Raw genomic sequence first — 25,633 nt, 5'->3', positions numbered from 1 at the left:
ATGGCCAGCAAAAAACCGATGTAAAGGACATATACGCCACATGGCAAATACCACCATGGAGGAATTCGAGGCCCTCCTTAACGAAAGCCTCGAAATGGACACCCCGGACGAAGGTTCGGTTGTCCGCGGCAAGGTCATCGCGATTGAAGCGGGCCAGGCCATCATCGATGTCGGCTACAAGATGGAAGGCCGCGTCGATCTTAAGGAATTCGCCGAACCCGGCGAGACTCCCAACGTTTCCGTCGGCGATGAGGTCGAGGTTTACCTGCGCTCCGCCGAGAACGCCCGGGGCGAAGCCGTCATCTCCCGCGAGATGGCCCGCCGCGAGGAAGCCTGGGACCGTCTGGAAAAGGCCTATGCCGACGATGCCCGCGTCGAAGGCGCGATCTTCGGCCGCGTCAAGGGTGGCTTCACCGTGGATCTGGGCGGCGCTGTCGCGTTCCTGCCCGGCTCTCAGGTCGATGTGCGCCCCGTGCGCGATGCCGGCCCGCTGATGGGTCTGAAGCAGCCCTTCCAGATCCTCAAGATGGACCGTCGCCGCGGCAACATCGTTGTCTCGCGTCGTGCGATCCTTGAAGAATCGCGCGCCGAACAGCGTGCGGAAGTCATCGCCAACCTCACCGAAGGCCAGACGGTCGACGGCGTGGTCAAGAACATCACCGAATACGGTGCGTTCGTGGATCTGGGCGGTGTCGACGGCCTGCTGCACGTCACCGACATGGCGTGGCGCCGGGTCAACCACCCGTCCGAGATTCTGGCGATCGGCGAAACCGTCAAGGTTCAGGTCATCAAGATCAACAAGGACACCCACCGCATCAGCCTCGGCATGAAGCAGCTGCAGGAAGATCCGTGGGATCTGGTGGCGGTCAAGTTCCCGCTGAGCTCGGTCCATCAGGGCCGCGTGACCAACATCACCGATTACGGCGCCTTCGTGGAGCTGGAGCCCGGTGTCGAAGGTCTGGTCCACGTGTCGGAAATGTCCTGGACCAAGAAGAACGTGCATCCCGGCAAGATCGTGTCCACCTCGCAGGAAGTGGATGTCATGGTGCTGGAAATCGACGCGGCCAAGCGCCGGGTGTCGCTGGGTCTCAAGCAGACCATGCGCAACCCGTGGGAAGTGTTCTCGGAAACTCATCCCGAGGGCACCGAGGTCGAGGGCGAAGTCAAGAACATCACCGAATTCGGTCTGTTCATCGGCCTGCCCGGCGAGATCGACGGCATGGTGCACCTCAGCGACCTGTCGTGGGACCAGCGCGGCGAAGAAGCCATTCAGGATTACCGCAAGGGTGACGTGGTCAAGGCCGTGGTCACCGAAGTGGACACCGACAAGGAGCGCATCTCGCTCTCCATCAAGGCCCTGGGTGGTGACAAGTTCGCCGATGCGGTTGGCGGCGTGAAGCGCGGCTCGATCATTACCGTCGAAGTGACGGCGATCGAGGAAGGCGGCGTCGAGGTGGAATACGAAGGCATGAAGTCCTTCATCCGCCGGTCCGACCTTGCCCGCGACCGTGCCGACCAGCGCCCCGAGCGTTTCTCGGTGGGCGACAAGATCGACGTGCGCGTGACCAATATCGACAGCAAGACCCGTCGTCTGGGCCTGTCGATCAAGGCGCGCGAGATCGCCGAAGAGAAGGAAGCCGTGGAACAGTATGGCTCCTCTGATTCGGGCGCATCGCTGGGCGACATCCTTGGCGCGGCACTGAAGCGCGACGAGTAAGTCCTGTCCCTGACAGGCTGGAAAGGCCCCGCTTCGGCGGGGCCTTTTTGCTGCGCGCGGCCTTCGGCGGGCTGGCTGGCGGAGCGCGCGTGTGAGTCGCAGCACCCGGACTTTCGGCGGAAAACCGCGCGAGAGGCCCGCGCAGGGGCCCCGCTGCCCGCTGGAATGGCTGCAAACTGCTGCGATAAATGGGCTTTTCTCCTCACCGCCCGGTTTCCTTTTGAGCGGCTCGGCGTATAGTCCTAGAATACGAGGGGCGCGGAAGACGCAGCACAGGGATGGTGAAGATGATCAGATCGGAATTGATCCAGAAGATCGCGGAGGAGAACCCGCATCTTTATCAACGGGATGTGGAGCGGATCGTGAATACGATCTTTGACGAGATCACCAATGCCATGGCCCGGGGCGACCGGGTGGAGCTGCGCGGCTTCGGCGCCTTTTCGGTCAAGCAGCGCGATGCCCGGCTGGGGCGCAACCCGCGCACCGGCGAGGCGGTGGATGTCGAGGAGAAATGTGTGCCCTTCTTCAAGACCGGAAAACTGCTGCGCGACCGCCTGAACGGAAAGTGACCTGAATGACCTACATCCGCTACCTGCTTCTGGGCCTGCTGGCCGTGCTGCTGATCGCCATCGCGCTGGCCAACCGGGGGCCGGTCACGCTGCAGCTGCTGCCCGATGACATGGCGACCCTGCTGGCCTTCCAGCAGATGCTGACCGTGCCGGTGTTTCTGGTGTTTTTCGGCGGGATTCTGGCGGGTCTGCTGATCGGCTTCGTCTGGGAATGGCTGCGCGAGCACAAGCACCGCGCCGCCGCAGCACAGCGCAAGGCCGAGCTGCGCCGTCTGGAGCGCCAGCTGAAGCGCACCGAGGCCGAGCGCGACAAGGACAAGGACGAGGTTCTGGCGATCCTCGACCAGAGCCGCTGACCCCTGCGGGGCAGGGGGGCGCTGCCCCCCTCGGCGCGGGACGCGCCTCCCCCCGGAGTTTAGGGGCAAGATGAAAGGGATGGGCCGCCGATGACCAGCGCGGACGGGATCAGGGTCAAGATCTGCGGGCTGACGCGGCCCGAGGACGTGGCTGCCGCGGCGGCGGCGGGCGCGCATTATGCGGGCCTTGTGTTTTATGCCCGGTCGCCGCGTGCGGTCGGGGTGGATCTGGCGCGGGATCTGGCGCTGGCGGCCCCGGTGGGGCTCGCCAAGGTGGCGCTGCTGGTGGATGCCGAGGATGCGGCGCTGGATGCGATCGTGGCGCGGGTGCCGCTCGACATGCTGCAGCTGCATGGGCACGAATCGCCCGAGCGCGTGGCGGAGATCCGGGCGCGGTATGGCCTGCCGGTGATGAAGGCGGTGGGGGTCGCGCGGGCCGAGGATCTGCCGCAGCTTGATGCCTATGGCCGGGTGGCGGACCAGATTCTGGTCGATGCCAAGGCGCCGAAGGACGCGGCGCTGCCGGGCGGCAACGGACTGGCCTTTGACTGGCGGCTGATTGCCGGGCGGCGCTGGCCGGTGCCGTGGATGCTGGCGGGGGGGCTCGCGCCGCAGAACGTGGCGCAGGCGGTGGCGATGACCGGCACGCGGCAGCTTGACGTGTCCTCCGGGGTCGAGACGGCGCCGGGGCAGAAATCTGCGGATCTGATCCGGGCCTTCGTGGCGGCGGCGCGCGATCTGGCCCGCGCGCCTGCGGTGCCCCGCCTCTGACGGGCGGGCACCGGTGGGGGGCCGCTTGTCCGGCGGCAAGCACCGGCACGGGATAAAAGACGCTGCAAAAGCAAAGGGCCACCCGTTTGGATGGCCCTTGTCAGATCAGGCGTCAGCCTTGGTTCAGCCCTGACGGGCTTTGAACCGGGGCTGGGTCTTGTTGATCACATAGACGCGGCCCTTACGGCGCACAACGCGGCAGTCGCGGTGGCGCTGTTTGAGCGAGCGGAGTGAGTTTGCGACCTTCATTCCAGTCTCTCCTCTTGTCGCGGCGCGCGAGCGCCTTTCGTTGCAGCATGCGGCGGGACAAGTCCCGCGCGCGGTGAATTCCATGGTGGGCGGTACTGGGATCGAACCAGTGGCCACTACGATGTCAACGTAGTGCTCTACCGCTGAGCTAACCGCCCTTATGGTGTGCGCGATCTCCTTGCTCCGCGATGATGCGGAGCGCGGTGAACCGCGCCGGTGGAGGGGTCTATAAAAGGAGTCGGAAGCGGGATCAAGGGCTTTTGGCAGCCCGGGAAAATGGTTTATTGTCGGCCGGAAGGAGCGCAGATGCCGAAAGTCGCCTATCACCTTGACATGCCCGAGGCGGCCACGTCCTGCGTGGTCTTCGCGTCGCCCCATTCGGGCCGGGATTATCCGTGGAGCTTCCTGCGCAGCACCGTTCTGGACGAACACGCGATCCGCTCGTCTGAGGATGCCTTTGTCGACCGGCTGTTCGACTGTGCGCCGCAGTTTGGTGCGCCTTTCCTGCGGGCCGGGGCGCCGCGCGCCTTTGTCGACCTGAACCGCGCCGCCGACGAGCTTGACCCCGCGCTGATCGAAGGGGTGCGGCGGGGCGGTCACAATCCGCGCGTCGCGAGCGGGCTGGGGGTGGTGCCGCGCGTGGTGGCCAATGGCAGGGCGATCTATAGCGGCAAGCTGCCCATGACCGAGGCGGAGCGGCGGATCACCCAGTACTGGCGGCCCTATCACACGCAGCTTCAGGCGCTGCTGAGCCGGGCGCTGCTGGGATTCGGCGAGACGATTCTCATCGACTGTCATTCCATGCCGCATGAGGCGGTGGAGGGGGCGGCGCGCGGTGGGGCCCGGCGGCCCGAGATCGTGATCGGCGACCGGTTCGGCGCCTCGGCGGCGCCGGAGATCGTCGAGCTGATCGAGACGGCCTTCCGCCGTGCCGGGCTGGTGGTGGCGCGCAACGCGCCTTTTGCCGGGGCGTATATCACGCAGGCCTATGGCCGCCCGTCGCGGCGCCAGCATGCGGTGCAGGTGGAAATCGACCGCGCCATTTACATGGACGAGGCCAGCATCCGGCCGAATGCGAATTTTCAGGCGTTCCGGCGGCTGCTGCGCGGCGTGGTGTCCGAGGTGGCGGCGATCGGTCACCGCGACCAGCAGCTGGCGGCGGAATAGGTTCAGCCGAAGAGCGCGTCGAGCCGGGTGTCCAGCACTGCGGGATCCTGCAGCCGCAGCCGCACCGGCAGGGTCAGTACCTTGGGGCGGAAGCTGTCGGGCAGGCGCACCGCATCCTTTTCGGTAGTGACAAGCTGCGCGCCCGCTGCGGCGGCGTCCCGCTCCAGCCGGGTCAGCAGGGCGGGGGTCAGCGGCTGGTGGTCGTCCAGCGCCCGCGTGCCGCGCAGATCGGCGCCAAGCCCGCGCAGCGTGGCGAAGAATTTTTCGGGATGGCCGATGCCGGCGAAGGCGAAGGCGGGCATGTCCTGCCAGTCCATGCCGGTCTGCAGCGGCTCCAGCGCGCCGGTCAGATGCGGCAGGGTGATGTGGCGGCGCCAGCGCGCGGCAAAGTCCTGCTGTGCCCCGGGCGCCCCGATGGAGAGCAGCAGATCGGCGCGGGCAAGGCCGGGGTCGACCGGCTCGCGCAGCGGCCCTGCGGGCAGGCAGCGGCCATTGCCGAAGCCATAGCGCGCATCGACCACCACCAGCGCCAGATCCTGCGCCAGCGCCGGGTTCTGGAAGCCGTCATCCAGCACCACCGCCTGCGCGTCTGCGGCCACCGCCGCCTTGGCGCCCGCCGCGCGGTCGCGCGCCACCCAGACCGGGGCGAAGGCGGCCAGCAGCAGCGGCTCGTCGCCCACATCGGCGGCGCTGTGGCGGCGCGGATCGACCTGCACCGGGCCGGTCAGTCGCCCACCATGGCCGCGCGACACCACCTGCGCCGCGATGCCGCGCGCCGCCAGCCGTTCCAGCACCGCGATGACGCTGGGGGTCTTGCCGGTGCCGCCCGCGTTGAGGTTGCCGACGCAGATCACCGGCACACCCACCCGCAGGCGCGGGCCTGCCGTCACGCGGCGGGCGGTGGCGCGGGCGGTCAGCGCCGCCAGCGGCGCCAGCAGGCGGGCCTGCCACGCGGGGCGGTCGGGGGGCGTGTCCCAGAAGCCGGGGGCGCGCATCAGGCGGCCTCCCCGGTATCCAGCCAGTCCCCGGCCAGCGTCAGCAGCTCGTCGGTCAGGGCGGCGCCCTGGCTCACCACATCCCAGCCGGCATGGGCCATGGCGGCGGCGCGGTCGGGGGCGATCAGCTGGCTGACGGCGGCGGAGAGCGAATCGAAATCGCGCACGATTCGCGCCGCCCCCGCCTCGGCCAGCCGGGAATAGGCGGGCAGGTGGCGGCCCACATTGGGACCATACAGCAGCGCCGTGCCATGCACCGCCGCCTCCAGCGGATCCTCGCCGCCATGGCCGGGCACCAGCGAGCCGCCCAGAAAGACCAGCGGCGCCAGCCGATACCACAGGCCCAGCTCGCCCGGGGTTTCGGTCAGGATCATCTGCGTGGTCTCGTCCGGCATCTCGCCATTGTCCCAGAGGCACAGCCGCAGGTCAGAGGCGCGGGCGCGGTCGGCGATGGCCGCCGCATCCTCGCCCTCGGCGGGGACCAGAATCAGCAGCAGCCGGTGTGCCAGCCGCACCGCGCGCAGATGCGCGTCCAGCACCTGCTCCGCCTCTGCGGTGCGCACGCGGGCGGCGAGCCAGACCGGGCGGGCGGCAAAGGCCGCCACCAGCTCTTCATGGGCGCGGCGCGGATAGTCGAGCGGCGGCGCGGTTTCGGTCAGCAGCCCGGTGCGCGGCAGCCGGTCCTCGGGCAGGCCCGCGCGGCGCAGGCGGCGGCGGGCGGCGTCATCCACGCCATAGGCGCGGTCAAACAGGCTGAGCGTGGCCGGGGCTGCATCCGGCATCCAGCCGGGCGCCGGGGTGGTCCATTGCGCGTCCCGCGCATCCAGCAGCACCAGCTTCGTGCCGCGCGCCTTCAGCGTGTGCAGCAGGGCGGGGCGCAGATGCTGGCCGGTCCAGAAGCCGATGGCGGGGCGCCAGTGGGTCGCAAAGCCCGTCACCTCGGGCTGGCTTTCGCCGGGCAGGTCGGTCGCGATGGCGCCGGGCGGGGCGCAGGCCGAATCACCCGTGACCAGCAGCGACAGATCCGGGCGCTGCATCTGCAGGCGCGACAGAAGCGCGGCCAGAGGCCGGGCGCTGCCGGGCGTGCCCGCCTGCGCCCAGATGATCGGTCCCGCAGGCCTTGGCTGGTCCGGTTCCGCCACGGCGGAACTGGTCCTGCCTCTGGCGAAAGCCAGATAGGCGGACAGGGAAAACGGCCTGCGCGTCAAGGTCAGCCAAGATCCACGGCGGCTGAGTCCTCGCGCTCTTCGTCGCGCAGGCGGTGAAGATGGGCGATGAAATAGCGCATATGCGCATTGTCCACGGTGCGCTGCGCTTCGGCCTTCCACGCATCATGCGCCGAGGCGTAGTCGGGGAAGATGCCGACGATATGAATGTCGTTCACGTCCTTGAAGACGGTTTTCTCCGGCGTGACCAGTTCGCCGCCGAAGACGAGATGAAGGCGTTGACCCATGCGGTGTCCTTTCTCGCGCTGACGCGCGCACCCTACGGCTTGCGGGCGGCACGTCAAGCCGTGGTCATGGTCTCAGCGCGGGTGCAGCCGGGCCAGAATGTCGTCATGCAGCGCCGGATTGGCGGCGATCACGCCCTCGTGCTGGGCGCTGCGGGCGTTGAAGGCCAAGGGGCGCCCGAAACGGTCCGTCACCCGTGCCCCCGCCTCCTGCAGGATCAGCGTGCCTGCGGCGATGTCCCATTCCCATGTCGGGCGGAAGGTCAGCATCGCGTCGTAGCGCGCCTCTGCCACAAGGGCCAGCCGCCATGCCAGGGAGGGACGGTGGCTGCGCCGGAACCCCGGCACGGTGCCGCGCCAGAATCCCGGATCCAGCACCGGCTTTGGCGCCAGCACATGCGCCCGGGTCAGATCGCCCTGCCGGGTCACGGTCAGCGGCGCGCCGTTCAGCGTGGCGCCGCGCCCGCGCGTGGCGGCATAGCCCAGCCCCAGCACCGGCAGCAGCACGGCGGCGGCGATCACCTCGCCGCGTTCGGCGATGGCCAGCGAATGCGCCCAGCTGTCCTCGCCCTCGATGAAGCTGCGGGTGCCGTCGATGGGGTCGATGATGAACACCCGCTCCGATGCCAGCCGGGCGGGGGCATCGGCGCTTTCTTCCGACAGCCAGCCATAGCCGGGGCGGGCGGCACGCAGGATCTGCTCCAGCCGGTCGTTCACCGCCAGATCGGCGGCGGTGACCGGGCTGCCATCCTGCGCCTTCAGCCGGATGTCCAGCGGCCCGCCGCGATAGGCCAGCGCCACCTCTGCCGCAGCTTCGGCGGCACGCACCAAGAGGGCGCCATCACTCTCCGGCAAGGGTCAGCCCCTCGACCCGCAGCGAGGGCACGACGCGCGACAGCCAAGGCCGCGCGTCATTGGCAGGCGTCAGGCTCAGCAGCATCTCGCGCAGGTTCCCCGCGAGGGTGACGCCGGAGACCGGATAGGCAATCTCGCCATTCTCGATCCAGAAGCCTGCGGCACCCCGGGAATAATCGCCGGTATTGGGGTTGATGGTCGATCCGATCATCGAGGTGACCAGCAGCCCGCGCCCGGTTTCCGCGATCAGCTCGGCGCGGCTCTGCCCGCCTTGGGTCAGGTCAAGGTTCCACGCCGTGGGCGACGGCGCCGAGGAGGTGCCGCGCGCCGCATTGCCGGTGGGCGCCAGCCCCAGCTTGCGCGCCGTGGCCAGATCCAGCGACCAGCCCTGCAGCACGCCGTCCTGCACCAGCGCCCGCGCCCGGGTCGGCAGGCCCTCGGCATCGAAGGGGCGCGAGGAGGGCACGCGCACCCGGCGCGGATCCTCGATCAGCGACAGCGCGGCGGGCAGCACCTGTTCCCCCATCGCGTCGCGCAGCCACGAGGCGCCGCGCGTGATCGCGCTGCCATTGATCGCCGCCGCCAGATGCCCGATCAGCGAGCCGGAAATGCGTTCGTCAAAGATCACCGGATAGGCGCCGGTGCGCGGCTTGCGCGGGCTCAGCCGCTCCACCGCGCGCTCGCCCGCGCGCGTGCCGATCTCGGCGGCGCCGCGCAGGTCGGCGGCAAAGATGCGGGTGTCGCCGTCATGGTCGCGCTCCATCCCCAGCCCGCTGCCCGCGATGGCGACGCAGGAAATGGACCGCGAACTGCGCGTATAGCCGCCCGAAAAGCCGTTGGTGGCGGCCAGATGCACCCGCGTCGCGCTGTAATGCGCCGAGGCGCCATCCACCTGCGTGACGCCGCGCACCGCCTGCGCCGCCGCCTCCGCCTCGCGCGCGTCCTGCTCCAGCTCGGCGGGGGACGGTTCGGCGGCGGGATCGAACAGCTCCAGCGCTGCGGCATCCACATCCCGCGCCAGCAGGGCGGGATCGGCAAGGCCGATATAGGGATCCTCCGGCGCCTCGCGCGCCATGGCCACCGCCCGCTCCGCCATGGCGGCCAGCACTTCGGGCCGCGCGTCAGAGCCGGAGACCACGGCGCTGCGCTGCCCGATCAGCACGCGCAGGCCGAATTCCAGCCCCTCGGCGCGCTCCGCCTGTTCCAGCCTGCCGCCGCGCGTGTCGATGCCAAGCGCCGTGCCATCCAGCGCCATGGCATCGGCGGCATCGGCCCCGGCGCGGGTCGCAGCCTGCAACAGGGCCGCGGTCAGGGTTTCAAGATCCTTCGACATCTGTCCTCCGGCACGGGTTCAGGAATGGCAGGCTCAGCCTGCGGGTTGCACCACGCCCACGATGGGGCCCATGGTCCGGCCCGGATCGGCACGTCCGATCGCGGGCGCATAAAGCCGCGAGACATTGCCGTCGAAATACAGCGCCTGCGGCAGCTTCAGCCCGTCGCGGAACAGCCGCCCGAACTCGTGAAAGGTCACCGGCTGTTCCGAGATCGCAAAGACCAGCCGCCGCCCGTCCGCCGAAGCGCCGACACCGTTGCGCACATAGCGCGAGGTGCTGTCGGGCAGAAAGCGCGGATGCAGCGCGCCGTCGATCACCAGCATCGGCCCCGACTGCGTGGCAAAGCGGCAGTCCGGCCTGCTGGCCAGAAAGGCGCGCGTCTCGATCACCTCGGCGCGGCGGTCGCGGATGCACAGGATGCCGTTGGGCAGCAGCCCGAAATTCCCCGGCGAGGGGTTCGGCACCACGCGCATCTCCTCGCGCCCGTCCTCGACATAATGGCCCACCGGCGCGCGGTCGGCATGATACATGCCCGCGTTCATCGCGAAGGCCAGCGTCAGCCCCTGCGGCGCCAGCGCGCTTTCCAGCGTCGAAAACTGGCCCCAGGGCTGGCCCTCGGGGTCGCGCAGGAAGGTGCGCAGATCCTCGCGCGCCGCATCGACCCGGCAGAGCGTGTAGCGCTGGCCCTCGAAGCTCTCGGTCGCGCAGTCCACCGCCGCAGCCCGGCCCGGCCACAGGACCGCAGCCGCCAGACAGGCGGTGGCAAGGATGCGCCAGAGGCTCACTCGTCCAGATCGCGGCGCACCGCGTCCTGCGCGAACAGGCGCCGCGTCTCGTCGAGCCGGTCGAAGGTCTCGTCGAGCCGGAACCGCAGCTCTGGCGCGAATTTCAGCGTCAGCCCCTTGGAGACCGCCCGCCGCAGCTCGGCGCGGTTGCGCTCCAGCCCTTCGAACATGGGGGCGGGATCGCCGCCGCCCAATGGCACCACATAGGCGGTCGCCACCTTAAGGTCGGGTGACACGCGCACCTCGCCCACGGTGATCGACTGCCGGTTCAGTTCGGGGTCGTGGATGTCGCCCCGGTTCAGGACGTCGGACAGCGTGCGCCGGATGAGTTCCCCCACCCGAAGCTGCCGCTGGCTCGGCCCCGAACCTTCTTGGAATCTGTTTTTGCCCATGGCGCAGACATAGGCCTGTTGCGCCCCTTTGCCAAGCCGACCCGCGCGCGCTAAGCAGGCCGCGTGTCGACATGGAGGGCAAGATGACCGATCAACCGGGCGTGGTGGTGACAGGCGTGTCGGGGCGCATGGGGCAGATGCTGGTGCGCGAACTGGGGCGCAGCGACCGGCTGCGGCTGTCGGGCGCGCTGGAACGGCCCGGCCATGCATGGGTGGGCCGCGATCTGGGCGAGGCGATGGGCGGTGCCCCGCTTGGCGTCACGGTCAGCGACGATCCGCTCGACACCTTCGCCCGCGCGCAGGCGGTGCTGGATTTCACCGCCCCCGAGGCGACGGTGGAGTTTGCCGATCTGGCGGCGCAGGCGCGCTGCGTGCATGTGATCGGCACCACCGGGCTTCAGCCTGCGCATCTCGACCGCATCCGCGCCGCCGCCCATCACGCGGTGATCGTGCGCGCGGGCAACATGAGCCTTGGCGTCAACCTGCTGACCCGCATCACCCGGCAGGTGGCGGCGGCGCTGGATGCCGACTGGGACATCGAGATCGTGGAAATGCACCACAACCGCAAGGTCGACGCGCCCTCCGGCACGGCGCTGATGCTGGGAGAGGCTGCGGCGGCAGGCCGGGGCGTCGATCTGGCCGACGCCTCGGACCGGGGCCGCGACGGGCTGACAGGCGCGCGCAGGCGCGGCGACATCGGCTTTGCCGCGCTGCGCGGCGGCGATGTGGTGGGCGAACACGAGGTGATCTTCGCCACCGAGGGCGAACGCATCGTGCTGAAACACATCGCCTCCGACCGCGCGCTGTTTGCCCGGGGCGCGCTGCGCGCCGCCCTCTGGGGGCAGGACAGGGCGCCCGGCGAATATGACATGCTGGACGTGCTCGGCCTGAACGACTGACCCGTTCCGGCCGCGCTCGGGGCTTCATCTTGCCCCTAAACTCCGGGGGAGTCCGCGTCAGCGGACGGGGGCAGTGCCCCCTCTCTCCCCCGACCTCTCGCGCCTCAGAAATCGATGGCGAGGCCCTTTTTCTCCCAGTCGCCAAAGCGCGCGGGGTCAAGCCCGTCGCGGCCGCCATATTCTTTCGGCTGCGGGGACCGGGCGGCTTCCGCCTCGGCGGCGGCGCGGCGTTCGGCGGCTTCGGCCAGCGCGCGCCGGGCGGCGGCGGGCAGGTCGGCGGGGGTGTCGGTGGTCATGGCGGCGGTCCTTCGGCTTTTCAGGCGGGGGTGCCCCTGATATAGGGCCCGGCGCGACCGGGCAACAGGGCCTGCGCGGAACGGAGAGACCCCATGTCCGACAAGGCAAGCCCGGCGCGCGGCGCCGCCCTCAGATGTCTGGGCGAGGTGACGGGGCAGGGCCGCCTGCTGTCCGAGGCGATGACGGGCCCCGCATGGGCCGCGCTGGCCCCCGCCGACCGCGCCGCAGCCCAACGTATGACGCTGGAGGTGCTGCGCAATCTCGACCGCTGCGACGCGCTGCTGAAACCGCATCTGCGCAAGGCGCCGCCGCTGATGGTGCGCAACGTGCTGCGGCTTGGCACATGGGAGCTTTGCACCGGCGGCGCCGCGCATGGCGTGGTGAATGACTGCGTGACCCTTGTCTCCGCCGACCGCAAGGCGCGGACCATGGCGGGGCTGGTCAATGCCGTGCTGCGCCGCATCGCCGAGGACGGCCCTGCCGCATGGGCCAAGCTGCGGGTGCCGCGCCTGCCGCGCTGGCTGCGCGATCCGCTGCGCGCGGCATGGGGGCCGCAGGCGGTGGCGGCGATGGAGGCGGCGCATCTGGCCGGCGCGCCGCTTGACCTGACCGTGAAGGATGATGCGGCGGGCTGGGCTGAGCGGCTCGGGGCGGAGCTGCTGCCCACCGGCTCGCTGCGGCTGACCGAGGCGGGGCAGGTTTCGGGTCTGCCCGGTTATGACGAAGGCGCGTGGTGGGTGCAGGATGCCGCCGCCGCCCTGCCGGTGCGGCTTCTGGGGGATGTGGCGGGGCTCCGCGCGCTGGATCTCTGTGCCGCCCCGGGCGGCAAGACGCTGCAGCTTGCGGCGGCGGGGGCGCAGGTCACGGCGCTCGATCTGTCCGAACCCCGGCTGGCGCGGCTGGCCGAGAATCTGGCCCGCACCGGGCTTGGCGCCGAGCTGGTGGCGGGCGACGCGCTGGAGGCCAGGGGTGAGTGGGATGTGGTGCTGCTGGATGCGCCCTGTTCGGCCACCGGCACCATCCGCCGCCACCCCGATCTGCCGCGTGCCCGGCAGGGCGAGGGGATTTCCGACCTGATCGACCTGCAGGCGCGGATGCTCGATCACGCGCTGAGCCTGCTGGCGCCGGGCGGGCGGCTGGTGTTCTGCACCTGCTCGCTGCTGCCCGATGAGGGCGAATGCCAGATCGAGGAGGCGCTGGCCCGCCATCCCGGCCTGCAGGTGCTGCCCGTCGAGGCGCCGGGGGTCGAGCCGGGCTGGCGCGCGCCCGAGGGCGGGCTGCGGCTGCGCCCCGATTACTGGCCCGCGCGTGGCGGCATGGACGGGTTCTACATGGCGGTGCTGCAGCGCGGCTGAGGCGGTCGCGCAAGGGGGCGCTGCCCCCTCTGCGGCTGCGCCGCATTCACCCCCGGGATATTTCTGGTCAGAAGAAGGGCAGGCGGTGGCCTGCGGGGCGCGGCGGGCGGTTTGTCCGGTGACTTGCCGCGGCGGCTGCGTTAAGGTTCCGTCAAGACGCCATTCAGGGGCGCGACGATGGGGCGGGGCATGATGGAGGATTGGAGCTGGTCGCTGGCGGTCACGCGCTGGCGCAACCGTCTGGCCGCCCGGGCGGCGGCGCGGGCGCGGCCCGCCACCGCCTTTCGGTCGCAGCCCGAACCCCGCGCCACCGGATCCGCCGCGCGCGGGCGCCAGCTTTGCGCGGGAAATCTGCTTTTTGCCGGTCATCTGGTCGAGGCACCGGGGGCGATGATCTGGGATCTGCCCGCGCCGGACTGGGCGTGGCAGGCGCAGATCCATGATTTCGGCTGGCTCGACGATCTGGCGGCGGTGGGCGATGCGCCCGCCCGCGCGCTGGCGCAGGAGTGGCTCTGGGGCTGGATCGCGCGCTATGGCCGCGGGCAGGGGCCGGGCTGGGTGCCCGATCTCGCCGGTCAGCGGCTGATCCGCTGGACCCATCACGCGCTGTTTCTGCTGCGGGGCCGCGATGCCGCCGCCGCCACGGGGTTTTTTCGCGCGCTTGGCAGCCAGACGCTGTTTCTGGGCCGCCGCTGGCAGGTGGCCCCGCCGGGGCTGCCGCGCTTTGCCGCGCTGACCGGACTGATCTATGCGGGCCTGTCGCTGGAGGGGATGGAGGCGCAGGTGGATCCCGCCTGCCGCGCGCTGGAGGCCGAATGCGAGGCCCGCGTCGATGCACAGGGCGGCATCCCCTCGCGCAATCCCGAAGAGCTGCTGGAGGTGCTGAGCCTGCTGACATGGGCTGCCGCCGCGCTGCGCGAAGCGGATCGCAGCCCCGGGCCTGCGCATCTGGCGGCGATTTCCCGCATCGCCCCCACGTTGCGCGCGCTGCGCCATGCCGATGGCGGGCTGGCGCGGTTTCAGGGCGGCGGGCGTGGCGCCGAGGGGCGGCTGGAGCAGGCGCTGGTCGGCGCCGGGCTGCGCTGGCGCCCGCCCGAGGGTCTGGCCATGGGCTATGCCCGGCTGTCGGCGGGGCGCACCAGCGTCATTGTCGATGCGGCGCCGCCGGTGTTGGGGCGGGCTTCGGGGGATGCCCATGCCTCGACGCTGGCTTTCGAGCTGACCACCGGGCGGCGGCCGCTGATCGTCAGCTGCGGCACCGGCGAGATGTTCGGCGAGGACTGGCGGCGGGCGGGGCGGGCGACGCCCTCGCATTCCACGCTGGCGCTGGCGGGGCGGTCCAGCGCGCGGCTGGCGGAGCGGCGGCGGCTGGCGGGGGTCGAGGTCGAACTGCTGGCCGAGGCGCCGAAGCGCGTGCCGGTGGAACTGCGCGCCACGGCGGAGGGGCCGCGGCTGGAGGCCGGGCATGACGGCTGGCGCGCCAGCCACGGGCTGACCCATGCGCGGGTGCTGCAGCTGTCGCCGGACGGGCGGGAGCTGAGCGGCGAGGACATGCTGCTGACGCTGGACGAGGCCGACCGGCGCCAGTTCAGCCGGAAGCTGGATGCGGGGCGGCTGGCGGGCCTGCCATGGGAGATCCGCTTTCATCTGCATCCCGAGGTCGAGGCGGAGATCGATCTGGGCGGGGCGGCGGTGTCGCTGGGGCTGCGCTCGGGCGAGATCTGGGTGTTCCGGCCCGAACCGGGGGTGGATCTGACGCTGGAGCCCTCGGTCTATCTGGAAAAGGGCAGGCTGCGGCCCCGCGCCGCGAAACAGGTCGTTTTATCCGGCCGCGCGATGGAGTATGCGACCCGCATCCGCTGGAGCCTGGCCAAGGCGCAGGACACCGCGCTTGCGGTGCGCGATCTGGTCCGGGACGAGCTGGACATGATGCTCTGAACCATCTGGGACCAATGCCATATGCCTGACCTGCACCCCGTCGCCCGCGCGCTGATTTCCGTTTCCGACAAGACCGGCCTTCTGGATCTTGGCCGTGCGCTGGAGGCGCGGGGGATCGAGATCCTGTCCACCGGCGGCTCTGCCCGCGCCCTGCGCGAGGCCGGTATCGCCGTGCGCGACGTGGCCGAGGTGACCGAATTCCCCGAAATGATGGACGGGCGGGTCAAGACCCTGCATCCGCGCATCCATGGCGGCCTGCTGGCGCTGCGCGACGATGACGCGCATCTGGCGGCGATGGCCGAGCATGGCATCCCCGCCATCGACCTGCTGGTGGTCAATCTTTATCCCTTCGAGGCGACCGTGGCGCAGGGCGGCGATTACGCCACCTGCATCGAGAATATCGATATCGGCGGCCCTGCGATGATCCGCGCCGCGGCGAAGAATCACGGCTTTGTCACCGTGGTGACCGATGTGGCGGATTATCCCGCGCTGCTGGCCGAGCTGGACGCGCAGGAGGGCGCCACCACGCTGGCCTTCCGGCAGAGCCTTGCGCAGATCGCCTATGCCCGCACCGGGGCCTATGACGCGGCAGTGTCCACATGGATGGCGGGCGCGCTGGAGCAGGCCGCGCCGCGCCGCCGGGTGATCGCGGGCGAGATCGCCCAGACCCTGCGCTATGGCGAGAACCCGCATCAGGCGGCGGCCTTCTACCGCGACGGGTCGAACCGTCCGGGCGTGGCCACGGCGGTGCAGCATCAGGGCAAGGATCTGAGCTACAACAACATCAACGACACCGACGCGGCCTTTGAGCTTGTGTCGGAGTTCCGGCCCGAGGACGGCCCGGCCTGCGCCATCATCAAACATGCCAATCCCTGCGGCGTGGCGCGCGGCGCGACGCTGGCCGAGGCCTATGCCCGCGCCTTCGACTGCGACCGCACCTCTGCCTTTGGCGGGATCGTGGCGCTGAATCAGGTGCTGGATGCGGATACGGCCCGCGCCATCACCGAGATCTTCACCGAGGTGGTGATCGCCCCCGGCGCCGATGACGCCGCGCGCGAGATCTTTGCCGCCAAGAAGAACCTGCGCCTGCTCACCACCTCCGGTCTCGCCGACACCGCCGCGCCGGGGCTCGCCTTCCGTCAGGTGTCGGGCGGGATGCTGGTGCAGGACCGCGACAATGGCGTGATCACCCGCGCCGATCTGAAGGTGGTGACGCAGCGCCAGCCCAGCGAGGCCGAACTGGAGGATCTGCTGTTTGCATGGACCGTCGCCAAGCACGTCAAGTCCAACGCCATCGTCTATGTGAAGGACAAGGCGACGGTGGGCGTGGGCGCGGGCCAGATGAGCCGGCTTGATTCGGCGCTGATCGCCGCGAAGAAGGCCGAGCGCATGGCCGAGGGGCTGGGCCTGCCGTCGCCGCTGACGCAGGGATCTGCCGTCGCCTCTGACGCGTTCTTTCCCTTTGCCGACGGGCTGATGGAAGCGGCGGCGGCGGGCGCGACCTCTGTCATCCAGCCGGGCGGGTCGATGCGCGATGCCGAGGTGATCGCCGCCGCCGATGCGGCGGGGCTTGCCATGGTGTTCACCGGCATGCGGCATTTCCGGCACTGAGCCGGTCGTGAGGGGGCAGGGGGCTCTGCCCCCTCTGGCGCGTGCCGCGCCATTCACCCCCGGAGTTTTCCGGGCAAGATGAAGACGGGGGCCTTGGTTCCCGCATGCGAGGGAGCAGGATCATGCGGATCGTCGCGGCAACGGCGCTGGGGGTCTTTCTGGCCGACCAGCTGTCGAAATGGCTGGTGGTGCATGTCATGGGGCTGGCGCAGAAGCAGGCGATCGACGTGCTGCCGCCGTTTCTGAATTTCCGCATGGCGTGGAATTACGGCATCAATTTCGGGCTGTTTTCCGGTGGGCCCGACGCCACGCGCTGGATCCTGATCGCGCTGGCGCTGGCCATCGTGGGGTTTGTCACGCTCTGGCTGCGGCGCGATCCGCCGGGGCGCTGGGGGCTGATCTCGGGCGGGGTGCTGATCGGCGGCGCGCTTGGCAATGTGGTGGACCGGCTGCTTTATGGTGCGGTGGCGGATTTCCTGAACATGTCCTGCTGCGGCATCTCCAACCCCTTCGCCTTCAACATCGCCGATATCGCGATCTTTGCCGGGGCGCTGGGGCTTGTGCTGTTTCCTGCCGAAGCCAAGCCCAAGTCCCGCAAAAAGGGCTCGTGACGGGGCGGGCCGGATGGTCTAAAGCAGGGATCAAGGCAAGAACCGGAGGATGGCCATGAAGCTGCCGCAAGCCGCGCTGATGATCGGGCTCGTCGGGACGCTCGCCGCCTGTTCGGGCGGGGAGGGACGCACGCTGCACCAGCTGCGCAACAACCGCGGCACGCCCGAGGAATTCGCCATCGTTCCCAACAAGCCGCTGGTGCGGCCCGAGACCTATGGCAGCCTGCCCGCGCCGACGCCGGGCGGGGCCAACCGCACCGACCAGACCCCGCGCGCCGATGTGGTGGCGGCCCTTGGCGGCAATCCGGCGGCGCTTGCTTCTGCAGCGGCTCCGGCCAGCGACATGGCGCTGCTGTCGCGCGCGACGCGCTACGGGGCCGATCCGGCGATCCGGACCCAGCTTGCCACCGAAGACGCGGCCTTCCGCCGCCGCAAATCCATCTTCAACTGGAAGCTGGTGCCGGACAACGAATACAACCGCGCCTATCGCGACCAGTCGCTGGATTCGCAGGGCGCGCTGGACGCATGGCGCCGCACCGGCGTGCGCACCCCCTCCGCCCCGCCCGCGGGCGAGTAAGGCGCGGCGCCGCAGCACCTTCGCGGCCATCACGAACGCGCAAGCCCCGCTTGAAAGCCCGCGCCCGCTTCGTAGGTTGGGAGGCAGGGAACAGACGAGCAGCGGTGCGGGATCCGCACGAGGGGAGAAGGAACAGTGTTCATGAGGTCACTTGCCGCGGTCATCGCGCTGGCTGCGTTCGGCGCAGGATCTGCCGCCGCGCAGGAGGTCGAGGAAAAGGTCACGACCTTTGCGCTCGACAACGGCATGGAGGTGGTGGTGGTCGAGGATCATCGCGCCCCGGTCGTGGTCCATATGGTCTGGTACAAGGCCGGATCGGCGGACGAGACGGCGGGCAGCTCCGGTGTCGCGCATTTTCTGGAACATCTGCTGTTCAAGGGCACCGATACGCTGGAGCCGGGCGAGTTTTCCCGCGTCGTGGCGGAGAATGGCGGCACCGACAACGCCTTTACCAGCCTTGACCAGACCGCCTATCACCAGCGCGTCGCCGCCGACCGGCTGGGCCTGATGATGCAGATGGAGGCGGACCGCATGGTCAACCTGCAGCTGACCGAGGCCGACATCCTGACCGAGCGCGACGTCATCATCGAAGAGCGCAACATGCGGGTGGAAAACGATCCCGGCGCGCTGATGCGCGAACAGATGACCGCAGCGCTTTATCTCAACCACCGCTATGGCGTGCCGGTGATCGGCTGGCCCGAAGAGATGTCGACGCTGGGGCTGGATGACGCGCTGGCCTATTACGAGCGCTTCTATGCGCCCAATAACGCGATCCTGATCGTGGCGGGCGACGTGACCGCCGACGAGGTGCGCGATTTGGCCGAGCAGCATTACGGCCCGCTGCCCGCCAATCCCGACCTTCCCGCCGAACGGATGCGCCCGCAGGAGCCGCCGCAGCTTGCCGAACGGCGGCTGGTGATGACCGATCCGCGCGTCGCCCAGCCTTATGTGATGCGCCGCTATCTGGCCCCCGAGCGCGAGCCGGGCGCGCAGGAGCAGGCGGCGGCGCTGACCCTGCTGGCCGAGGTGCTGGGCGGCGGGCAGACTTCGGTGCTGAACCGCGCGCTGCAGTTCGACCAGCAGAAGGCGATCTATGTCTCTGCCTTTTACGACGGCACCGCCTATGACGATGGCAGCTTCGGCTTTGCCGTGGTGCCCGCGCCGGGGGTGACGCTGGCCGAGGCCGAAGCGGCGCTGGATGCCGAACTGGCGGAGTTCATGACCGAAGGCGTGGATCCGGCCCAGCTTGACCGGATCAAGTTCCAGCTGCGCGCGCAGCGCATCTATGCGCAGGACGACGTGTCCGACATCGCGCAGCGCTATGGCAACGCGCTGACCTCCGGCCTGACCGTGGCCGACGTGCAGGCATGGCCCGACGCGCTGCAGGCGGTGACCGGCGAGGACATCACCGCCGCCGCCCGCGCCGTGCTGGACCGCCGCCGCTCCGTCACCGGCTGGCTCACCGCAGAGGCGCCCACCAAGGAGGTGTCGCAATGATCCCCGTTCTGAAACCGCTGCTGGCGCTCGCCTTCACCCTGTCCTTTACGCTGCCCGCCCGGGCCGAGATCGAGATCCAGCAGGTGGAAACCCCCGCCGGCTTCAAGGCCTGGCTGGTGGAGGAGCCGTCGATCCCCTTCACCGCGCTGGAGCTGCGCTTTCGCGGCGGTGCGGCGCTGGATCTGCCGGGCAAGCGCGGGGCCACCAACCTTATGGTGGCGCTGCTGGAGGAAGGGGCGGGCGATCTCGATTCCCGGGGCTTCGCCGAGGCCACCGAATCGCTGGCCGCGCAGTTCCGCTATGACGCGGGGCAGGATGCCATCGGCGTCTCCGCCCGCTTCCTGACCGAAAACCGCGAGGCGGCGGTGGATCTGCTGCGGCAGAGCCTGATCGCGCCGCGCTTCGATCAGGACGCGCTGGACCGGGTGCGCGCGCAGGTGCTGTCCGGCATCCGCAGCGATGCCAAGGATCCCGATGCCATCGCCGATGCCACCTTCGATGCGCTGGTCTTTGGCGACCATCCCTATGGCTCGGATCTGAGCGGCACCGAGGACAGCGTCACGGCGCTGACCCGCGAGGACATCGTGGCGGCGCATCAGGCCGGGATGACCCGCGACCGCGTGGTGATCGCCGCCGCAGGCGACATCACCGCCGAGGAACTGTCGACCCTGATCGACGGGCTGCTGAGCGATCTGCCCGACAGCACGCAGGATCTGCCGGAGGATGTGGCGGTAGAGACCACCGCAGGTGTCACCGTGGTGCCCTTCGAGACGCCGCAATCGGTGGCGGTGTTCGGCCAGCGCGGGCTGGCGCGGGACGATCCCGACTTCTTCGCGGCCTATGTGATGAACACGATCCTTGGCGCTGGCGGCTTCGAGGCGCGGCTGATGCAGGAGGTGCGCGAAAAGCGCGGCCTGACCTATGGCGTCTATTCCTACCTGCTGCCCATGGATCATGCAGCGCTTTACATGGGCCGCGTCGCCTCGGCCAATGACCGCATCGCCGAAGCCGTGGCCGTCATCCGTGACGAATGGGCAAAACTGGCAGAGGCGGGCGTGACGCAGGCGGAACTGGATCAGGCCAAGACCTATCTGACCGGCGCCTATCCGCTGCGCTTTGACGGCAACGGCCCCATCGCGCAGATCCTTGCGGGCATGCAGATGGACGGGCTGACCCCCGACTATGTCACCGACCGCAACGCCATGGTCGAGGCGGTGACCCTGGAGGATGTGAAGCGGGTGGCGGCGGATCTGCTGGACCCCGAAGCGCTGCGCGTCGTCGTGGTCGGCCAGCCCGAGGGCTTCGAGGACGCGGACACCGCCACGCCCTGACCGCGCCATCCCCCACAGCCAAAGGGGCGGGCCGCTTTTTGCGCCCGCCCCTTCTTCTTGGCCCAAATATCCCGGGGGAGTCCCCGCAGGGGACGGGGGCAGAGCCCCCTTCTTCACCTATGTCCGCCTGTGGCGGCCCGGGGGCAGAGCCCCCCCTTCTCTTTGTGTCCGCCTGTGGCGGACGGGGAAGGGGCAGCGCCCCCGGCGCCTGCTCAGTTCATCAGCCCGGCATGGCGCAGCGCCGCGTCGAGCTTGTCGCGGGTGGGGGCGGTGACCGGCAGCAGCGGCAGGCGGATTTCCTCGGAGCACAGGCCCAGCTTCGACATGGCATATTTGGCGCCGCAGAGGCCCGGCTCGGTAAAGATCGCCTGATGCAGCGGCATCAGCCGGTCCTGAATCTCCAGCGCCCGCGCGTAATTGCCCGCCAGCGTCGCCTCCTGCAGCTCGGCACAGAGCTTCGGCGCCACATTGGCGCTGACCGAGATGCAGCCGCAGCCGCCCTGCGCGTTGAAACCATGGGCGGTGGCATCCTCGCCCGACAGCTGCACGAAGTCCGGCCCGCAGGTGATGCGCTGCTGCGACACCCGCTCCAGATCGCCGGTGGCATCCTTCACGCCCACGATGCGCGGCAGCCGCGCCAGTTCGCCCATGGTGGCGGGGCTCATGTCCACCACAGACCGGCCGGGAATGTTGTAGATGATGATCGGCAGATCGCAGCAGTCATGCAACGCGGTGAAATGCGCGATCAGGCCCGCCTGTGTCGGCTTGTTGTAATAGGGCGTCACCACCAGCGCGCCCTGCGCCCCCGCCTTTTCGGCAAAGCGCATCAGGCGGATCGCCTCGCGCGTGCTGTTGGATCCCGCCCCCGCGATCACCGGCACCCGGCCCGCCGCCGCCTGCACCACGCAGTCGATGACCGCCTCGTGCTCGTCATGGCTCAGCGTGGGGCTTTCGCCCGTCGTGCCCACCGGCACCAGCCCGTGGCTGCCCTGACCGATGTGCCAGTCGACAAGTTTTTTCAGCGTGTCGAAGTCCACTGCGCCGTCCTTGAACGGCGTGACCAATGCAGGCATGGAACCTTTGAACATGACACGCGTCTCCTTCGTGAGTGAAAATCGTCTAGCGGGCCTGAAGGGAATGTGAGTTGGAACCCCCCGGGCCGCGCGGTATCCTCCGCGCCGTGTCTATTCCTTTTTGGCAGGGAAATTGCAAGATCATGTCGCGCCTCCGCGCCGCTCTCCTCCTTCTGGTCGCTCTCTTCGCCACAGCCGCCCCCGCCCAGCAGGAACGCCCGCTGGCGCAGGCCATGGCCGACATGCGGGGTGGCAACTGGGCGGCGGCCCTGATCGGCGCGCGCGGCGACGGGCAGGCGGCGCTGGACGTGATCCTGTGGCATTACCTGCGCGCCAGCCGCGGCGACGCACGGCAGGTGATGGATTTTGTCACCCGCAATCCCGACTGGCCGGGCATGCCCTATCTGCGCGAGAAAAGCGAAATCGCCATCTCGGAATCCGACAATGACACGGTGCGCGCCTTTTTCGACGGCTACAGCCCGCAGACCGGGGCGGGCGCGCTGGCGCTGGCCCGCAGCCATCTGGCGCTTGGCGAACGCGGCACCGCCGAGGCGGATATCGTGCTGGCATGGCGCACGCTGCGGCTGGCGCCCGAGGAACACGACACCTTCCTGCGCGACTGGCGCGACCTGCTGGCGCCGCATCACATCGCCCGGCTCGACATGGCGCTGTGGCAGGGCTGGACCGCCAATGCCCGCGCCATGCTGCCGCTGGTGCCCGAAGACTGGCGCGCGCTGGCCGAGGCGCGGCTGGCGCTGCGCGACATGGCGCCGGGGGTGGACGGTCTGATCGCCAAGGTGCCCGAGGCGCTGGCCGAGGATCCGGGGCTGGCCTATGAGCGCTACCTGTGGCGGCTGCGCAAGAACCGCGACGAAGACGCGGTGGCGCTGCTGCTCGAGCGCTCCACCAGTGCCACGGCTCTGGGCGAGCCCTGGGCCTGGGCGGGGCGGCGCGACGATCTTGCCCATGCGCTGCTGCTGCGCGGCGATTTCCGCGATGCCTATGCAGTGGCGGCCCGGCACGGCCTGACCGATGGCGCGCAGTTCGCGGAACTGGAATGGCTGGCGGGCTTCATCGCGCTGCGCTTTCTGGGCGAGCCAGACGTGGCGCTGGCGCATTTCCGCGCCCATGGCGGCGCCGTCTCCTCGCCGATCTCGCTGGGCCGAGCCGGCTACTGGACCGGTCGCGCGCTCGACGACAAGGGCGAGACGGAGGCGGCGCGGCAGGCCTATGCCGAGGGCGCGCGCTACCAGACCTCGTTCTACGGGCTCCTGGCGGCGGAACGCGCCGAGGTGCCACCCGATCCCAAGCTGGCGGGGACCGAACCCTTCCCCGACTGGCGCACGGCTCCCTTCACCTCCTCCAGCGTCTACAAGGCCGCAGTCCTGCTTCTGGCCGCCGGTGAGAGGTCGCTGGGCGAGCGGTTCCTGACCCACTTGGCCGAGGGGCTCGACCGCGAGCAGATGGGCCAGCTTGGCGACATGCTGGCCGAGATGGGCCGCCCGCATGTGCAGGTCATGCTGGGCAAGCGCGCCGCGCAATATGGCGTCGAACTGCCGGGGCCCTATTACGCGCTGCATCCCGATCTGGTGCAGGCCAGCTTTCCGGTGCCGCGCGAACTGGTGCTGTCCATCGCGCGCCGCGAATCGGAATTCGACCCGCGCGTGATTTCGGGCGCGGGCGCGCGCGGGCTGATGCAACTGATGCCGGGCACCGCCCGCGAGGTGGCGGGCTGGCTCGACCTGCCTTACAGCCTCGACGGGCTGCTGGACGATCCCGCCTATAACGCCCGGCTGGGATCGGCTTATCTCGCGAGCCTCGCGCGCCGCTTCGACGGCAATGCGGTGATGATGGCCGCAGGTTACAACGCCGGGCCCTCGCGCCCGATCACGTGGATGGAGCAGTATGGCGACCCGCGCGAGGGCAAGATCGACGTGGTGGACTGGATCGAGATGATCCCCTTCAACGAAACCCGCAACTACGTGATGCGCGTCACCGAAAGCCTGCCGATCTACCGCGCGCGTCTGGGGCAGGATCCGCATCCGGTCCCCTTCAGCGAAGAACTGGTGGGCGCCACGCTGCAGCCGCTGGGGGAATGACGGCGCCCTTGGGCGGCAGCAGTGCCTGTGGCGATGTCCGGCCTGCCTCCGGCGGGGATATTTGAGGTCAGAAGAAACGCGGATCGCGCCCTGCTTCTTCTGACCGGAAATATCCCGGGGGGCCGCCCGGAACGGGCGGCGGGGGCAGCGCCCCCTCTAGCTCCGGGCTTGGCGCCGGGCGCGGATCAAGGTGAACACGCCCGCGCAGACGATGATCGCGGTCCCCAGCGCCACGTTGGGCCGCAGCACCTCGTCAAAGGCTACGATGCCGAGGATCGAGGCGAAAACCAGCTGCAGATAGGCAAAGGGCTGCACGGCCGAGGCTTCGGCCACTTCGTAACATTTGATCAGCGTAAAATGCCCCGAAGCCCCCAGCAGGCAGAGCAGCCCCATCAGCCCCCAGTCGCCAAGGCTCATCGGCGTCCAGAACCACATCCCGATGCCGGTGGCGACCACCACGCCGCTGACTCCGGTCCAGAAGAACGAGGTGGCGGCGCTGTCGGAGCTGGCGACCTTGCGGGTCTGCAGCCCGTAAAGCGCGAACATCAGCGCCGCGAGCAGCGGGATGGCGGCCAGCGGCGAGAACACCCCGCCCGAGGGCTGCAGGATCACGAGGATGCCCAGAAACCCCACGCCGATCGCGGTCCAGCGCCGCCAGCCGACCTTTTCGCCCAGCACCGGGCCGGAGAAGGCCGCGATCAGCAGCGGGTAGCAGGCAAAGACCGCATGGCTTTCCACCAGCCCCAGATGCACGAAGCCGGTGACCATCACGCAGATTTCCAGCACCAGCAGCGTGCCGCGGAAGATCTGCATCACGGGGCGGCTGGTGCGGGCCGCCGCCCTCAGCCCGCCGGGCTGGCGCGCGGCGAGCGAGATCACGAAGGCGGCCAGAAACCAGTAGCGCACCATGGTGACCATATACACATTGGTGGCCTCGGACAGGTGGCGCGACAGCCCGTCCTGCGCCGAAAAGATCAGCGTGGTCAGCACCATCAGCCAGATGCCGAGAGAGGTGTTCTGCGTGGTCATGGCAGGCGCGCCGTGGTCATGTGGCGTTTGCGGCCATGACCGGGGCGGCGGGTGACCTCGAACCCGGCCTCGGCCAGCGCGCGGCGCACATGGCCTGCGGCGGTGTAGCTGGCGGCGCTGCCGCCGGGGGCAGTATGGGCCGCCACCTGCGCCATCAGGTCGGCCCCCCAGAGTTCGGGGTTCTTGGCCGGGGAAAACCCGTCCAGAAACCACGCATCGGCGCGGTGCGGCCAGACCGGCAGGGTCTGCCGCGCATCACCTTCGACCAGCGTGAAGGCCAGATCCGGCAGGTCGATCCGGCGGGCCTCTGCCTGCCAGAACGGCGCCAGTTCCGCCGCGAGCGGAGCCAGTTCCGGAAAGGCCGCCTGCGCGCGCAGCATGTCGGGTGCTGCAAGCGGAAAAGCCTCGAAACTGGTGAAGACCAGCCGTCCGTCCTGACCCGTGGCGCGCCACAGTGCCAGCGTCGCCAGCAGGTTCAGCCCGGTGCCGAAGCCCAGTTCAGCCACATGGAACCCGTCCCGGAACCGCGCGGGCAGGTCGTTTCCGGCATGGAAGGTGTGCCGCGTCTCGGCGAGCCCGTTCTCCAGCGAGTAATAGGGATCGTCGAACCGGGGCGAGACGGGGACATCTCCGTCCCGCCAGAGCGGGGCGTCGGGCTGGTTCATCTTGCGCGCCT

Annotated in this window: 26 protein-coding genes and 1 tRNA gene; 14 read left to right on the top strand and 13 right to left on the bottom strand. The window is 69.6% G+C overall.

Going from position 1 to position 25,633, the window contains the following annotated elements; translation table 11 throughout:
* The first annotated feature begins 40 nt into the window (after positions 1-40).
* The 4 genes from rpsA to BLR51_RS02515 all read left to right on the top strand — a co-directional run bounded on the left by rpsA (position 41) and on the right by BLR51_RS02515 (position 3,413).
* Positions 41-1,717: a 30S ribosomal protein S1 gene (gene rpsA, locus BLR51_RS02530; protein ID WP_089843325.1), complete on the top strand. Its 1,677-nt coding sequence runs from the start codon at positions 41-43 to the stop codon at positions 1,715-1,717.
* 287 nt (positions 1,718-2,004) lie between these two features.
* Positions 2,005-2,286, top strand: coding sequence for an integration host factor subunit beta (gene ihfB, locus BLR51_RS02525; protein ID WP_089844074.1), 282 nt, complete (start codon positions 2,005-2,007; stop codon positions 2,284-2,286).
* Positions 2,287-2,291: 5 nt separating this feature from the next.
* Complete coding sequence (locus BLR51_RS02520; RefSeq protein WP_089843319.1) at positions 2,292-2,642, top strand: lipopolysaccharide assembly protein LapA domain-containing protein; 351 nt, start codon at positions 2,292-2,294, stop codon at positions 2,640-2,642.
* A gap of 90 nt (positions 2,643-2,732) precedes the next feature.
* Positions 2,733-3,413 (top strand): phosphoribosylanthranilate isomerase, encoded by a 681-nt coding sequence (locus BLR51_RS02515; protein WP_089843314.1) that lies wholly within the window; start codon positions 2,733-2,735, stop codon positions 3,411-3,413.
* Positions 3,414-3,536: 123 nt separating this feature from the next.
* Here BLR51_RS02515 and ykgO read toward each other — a convergent pair whose 3' ends face one another.
* Together ykgO and BLR51_RS02505 are read right to left on the bottom strand one after the other, a co-directional pair.
* Entirely contained in the window at positions 3,537-3,662 is a 126-nt protein-coding gene (gene ykgO / locus BLR51_RS02510) for a type B 50S ribosomal protein L36 (protein ID WP_089843309.1), read from the bottom strand.
* 83 nt (positions 3,663-3,745) lie between these two features.
* Positions 3,746-3,820 (bottom strand) — tRNA-Val (locus BLR51_RS02505).
* A 148-nt stretch (positions 3,821-3,968) separates the two neighbouring features.
* On the opposite strand from BLR51_RS02505, the gene BLR51_RS02500 reads away from it, so the two are divergent.
* Entirely contained in the window at positions 3,969-4,829 is an 861-nt protein-coding gene (locus BLR51_RS02500) for an N-formylglutamate amidohydrolase (RefSeq protein WP_089843306.1), read from the top strand.
* A 2-nt stretch (positions 4,830-4,831) separates the two neighbouring features.
* On the opposite strand, the gene lpxK is transcribed toward BLR51_RS02500, so the two are convergent.
* From lpxK to rbfA, 7 genes are all read right to left on the bottom strand, one after another.
* Positions 4,832-5,824, bottom strand: a complete 993-nt coding sequence (gene lpxK / locus BLR51_RS02495) for a tetraacyldisaccharide 4'-kinase (RefSeq protein ID WP_089843301.1) — start codon at positions 5,822-5,824, stop codon at positions 4,832-4,834.
* Complete coding sequence (locus BLR51_RS02490) at positions 5,824-6,966, bottom strand: 3-deoxy-D-manno-octulosonic acid transferase (RefSeq protein WP_230795900.1); 1,143 nt, start codon at positions 6,964-6,966, stop codon at positions 5,824-5,826. Before BLR51_RS02490 ends, lpxK begins: the two co-directional genes overlap by 1 nt.
* Before the next feature lie 68 nt (positions 6,967-7,034).
* Positions 7,035-7,277 (bottom strand): DUF4170 domain-containing protein, encoded by a 243-nt coding sequence (locus BLR51_RS02485; RefSeq protein WP_089843294.1) that lies wholly within the window; start codon positions 7,275-7,277, stop codon positions 7,035-7,037.
* A 72-nt stretch (positions 7,278-7,349) separates the two neighbouring features.
* A complete protein-coding gene (locus BLR51_RS02480) occupies positions 7,350-8,129 on the bottom strand; it encodes a 3'(2'),5'-bisphosphate nucleotidase CysQ (protein ID WP_089843291.1) in 780 nt (259 codons plus the stop codon).
* Positions 8,116-9,462 carry a TldD/PmbA family protein gene (locus BLR51_RS02475; RefSeq protein WP_089843288.1) on the bottom strand — a complete coding sequence of 449 codons (1,347 nt, stop codon included), beginning with the start codon at positions 9,460-9,462 and terminating at the stop codon, positions 8,116-8,118. The genes BLR51_RS02480 and BLR51_RS02475 overlap by 14 nt, the downstream gene beginning before the upstream one ends.
* A gap of 33 nt (positions 9,463-9,495) precedes the next feature.
* Positions 9,496-10,248, bottom strand: a complete 753-nt coding sequence (locus BLR51_RS02470) for a phosphodiester glycosidase family protein (protein ID WP_375342669.1) — start codon at positions 10,246-10,248, stop codon at positions 9,496-9,498.
* On the bottom strand, positions 10,245-10,640 hold the full coding sequence (rbfA, locus tag BLR51_RS02465) for a 30S ribosome-binding factor RbfA (protein ID WP_089843285.1): 396 nt from the start codon (positions 10,638-10,640) through the stop codon (positions 10,245-10,247). The genes BLR51_RS02470 and rbfA overlap by 4 nt, the downstream gene beginning before the upstream one ends.
* 83 nt (positions 10,641-10,723) lie before the next feature.
* On the opposite strand from rbfA, the gene dapB reads away from it, so the two are divergent.
* Positions 10,724-11,539: a 4-hydroxy-tetrahydrodipicolinate reductase gene (dapB, locus tag BLR51_RS02460; protein ID WP_089844068.1), complete on the top strand. Its 816-nt coding sequence runs from the start codon at positions 10,724-10,726 to the stop codon at positions 11,537-11,539.
* 104 nt (positions 11,540-11,643) lie between these two features.
* Here the strand turns inward: dapB and BLR51_RS02455 are convergent, their stop codons facing one another.
* The gene (locus BLR51_RS02455; RefSeq protein WP_089843282.1) at positions 11,644-11,835 is read right to left on the bottom strand and encodes a DUF1674 domain-containing protein; all 192 of its coding nucleotides are present in this window, start codon (positions 11,833-11,835) and stop codon (positions 11,644-11,646) included.
* Positions 11,836-11,928: 93 nt separating this feature from the next.
* On the opposite strand from BLR51_RS02455, the gene BLR51_RS02450 reads away from it, so the two are divergent.
* The 7 genes from BLR51_RS02450 to BLR51_RS02420 all read left to right on the top strand — a co-directional run bounded on the left by BLR51_RS02450 (position 11,929) and on the right by BLR51_RS02420 (position 20,756).
* Complete coding sequence (locus tag BLR51_RS02450) at positions 11,929-13,191, top strand: RsmB/NOP family class I SAM-dependent RNA methyltransferase (protein WP_089843279.1); 1,263 nt, start codon at positions 11,929-11,931, stop codon at positions 13,189-13,191.
* Between the two features lie 189 nt (positions 13,192-13,380).
* Positions 13,381-15,129 (top strand): heparinase II/III family protein, encoded by a 1,749-nt coding sequence (locus BLR51_RS02445; protein ID WP_089844065.1) that lies wholly within the window; start codon positions 13,381-13,383, stop codon positions 15,127-15,129.
* A 21-nt stretch (positions 15,130-15,150) separates the two neighbouring features.
* A complete protein-coding gene (gene purH, locus BLR51_RS02440) occupies positions 15,151-16,740 on the top strand; it encodes a bifunctional phosphoribosylaminoimidazolecarboxamide formyltransferase/IMP cyclohydrolase (protein ID WP_089843275.1) in 1,590 nt (529 codons plus the stop codon).
* Positions 16,741-16,862: 122 nt separating this feature from the next.
* Positions 16,863-17,351, top strand: coding sequence for a signal peptidase II (gene lspA, locus BLR51_RS02435; RefSeq protein ID WP_089843272.1), 489 nt, complete (start codon positions 16,863-16,865; stop codon positions 17,349-17,351).
* 55 nt (positions 17,352-17,406) lie between these two features.
* On the top strand, positions 17,407-17,928 hold the full coding sequence (locus BLR51_RS02430) for a DUF3035 domain-containing protein (RefSeq protein ID WP_089844063.1): 522 nt from the start codon (positions 17,407-17,409) through the stop codon (positions 17,926-17,928).
* A 141-nt stretch (positions 17,929-18,069) separates the two neighbouring features.
* A complete protein-coding gene (locus BLR51_RS02425) occupies positions 18,070-19,425 on the top strand; it encodes a M16 family metallopeptidase (protein WP_089843269.1) in 1,356 nt (451 codons plus the stop codon).
* Entirely contained in the window at positions 19,422-20,756 is a 1,335-nt protein-coding gene (locus BLR51_RS02420) for a M16 family metallopeptidase (RefSeq protein WP_165616717.1), read from the top strand. Before BLR51_RS02425 ends, BLR51_RS02420 begins: the two co-directional genes overlap by 4 nt.
* Before the next feature lie 212 nt (positions 20,757-20,968).
* On the opposite strand, the gene dapA is transcribed toward BLR51_RS02420, so the two are convergent.
* A complete protein-coding gene (gene dapA, locus BLR51_RS02415) occupies positions 20,969-21,844 on the bottom strand; it encodes a 4-hydroxy-tetrahydrodipicolinate synthase (RefSeq protein WP_089843266.1) in 876 nt (291 codons plus the stop codon).
* Positions 21,845-21,972: 128 nt separating this feature from the next.
* Between dapA and BLR51_RS02410 the strand changes: the two genes are divergently transcribed.
* The gene (locus BLR51_RS02410) at positions 21,973-23,928 is read left to right on the top strand and encodes a lytic transglycosylase domain-containing protein (RefSeq protein WP_089843263.1); all 1,956 of its coding nucleotides are present in this window, start codon (positions 21,973-21,975) and stop codon (positions 23,926-23,928) included.
* 156 nt (positions 23,929-24,084) lie between these two features.
* Here BLR51_RS02410 and BLR51_RS02405 read toward each other — a convergent pair whose 3' ends face one another.
* Together BLR51_RS02405 and mnmC2 are read right to left on the bottom strand one after the other, a co-directional pair.
* On the bottom strand, positions 24,085-24,957 hold the full coding sequence (locus tag BLR51_RS02405; protein ID WP_089843260.1) for a DMT family transporter: 873 nt from the start codon (positions 24,955-24,957) through the stop codon (positions 24,085-24,087).
* Complete coding sequence (mnmC2, locus tag BLR51_RS02400; protein WP_089843257.1) at positions 24,954-25,622, bottom strand: tRNA (5-methylaminomethyl-2-thiouridine)(34)-methyltransferase MnmC2; 669 nt, start codon at positions 25,620-25,622, stop codon at positions 24,954-24,956. The genes BLR51_RS02405 and mnmC2 overlap by 4 nt, the downstream gene beginning before the upstream one ends.
* Between the last annotated feature and the right edge of the window lie 11 nt (positions 25,623-25,633).

Origin of the sequence: Salipiger marinus, from assembly GCF_900100085.1 — a bacterium.
Lineage (GTDB): Bacteria > Pseudomonadota > Alphaproteobacteria > Rhodobacterales > Rhodobacteraceae > Salipiger > Salipiger marinus.
Note: the sequence above shows the minus strand (reverse complement) of the source record. Positions and strands in the feature narration are given on the sequence as shown.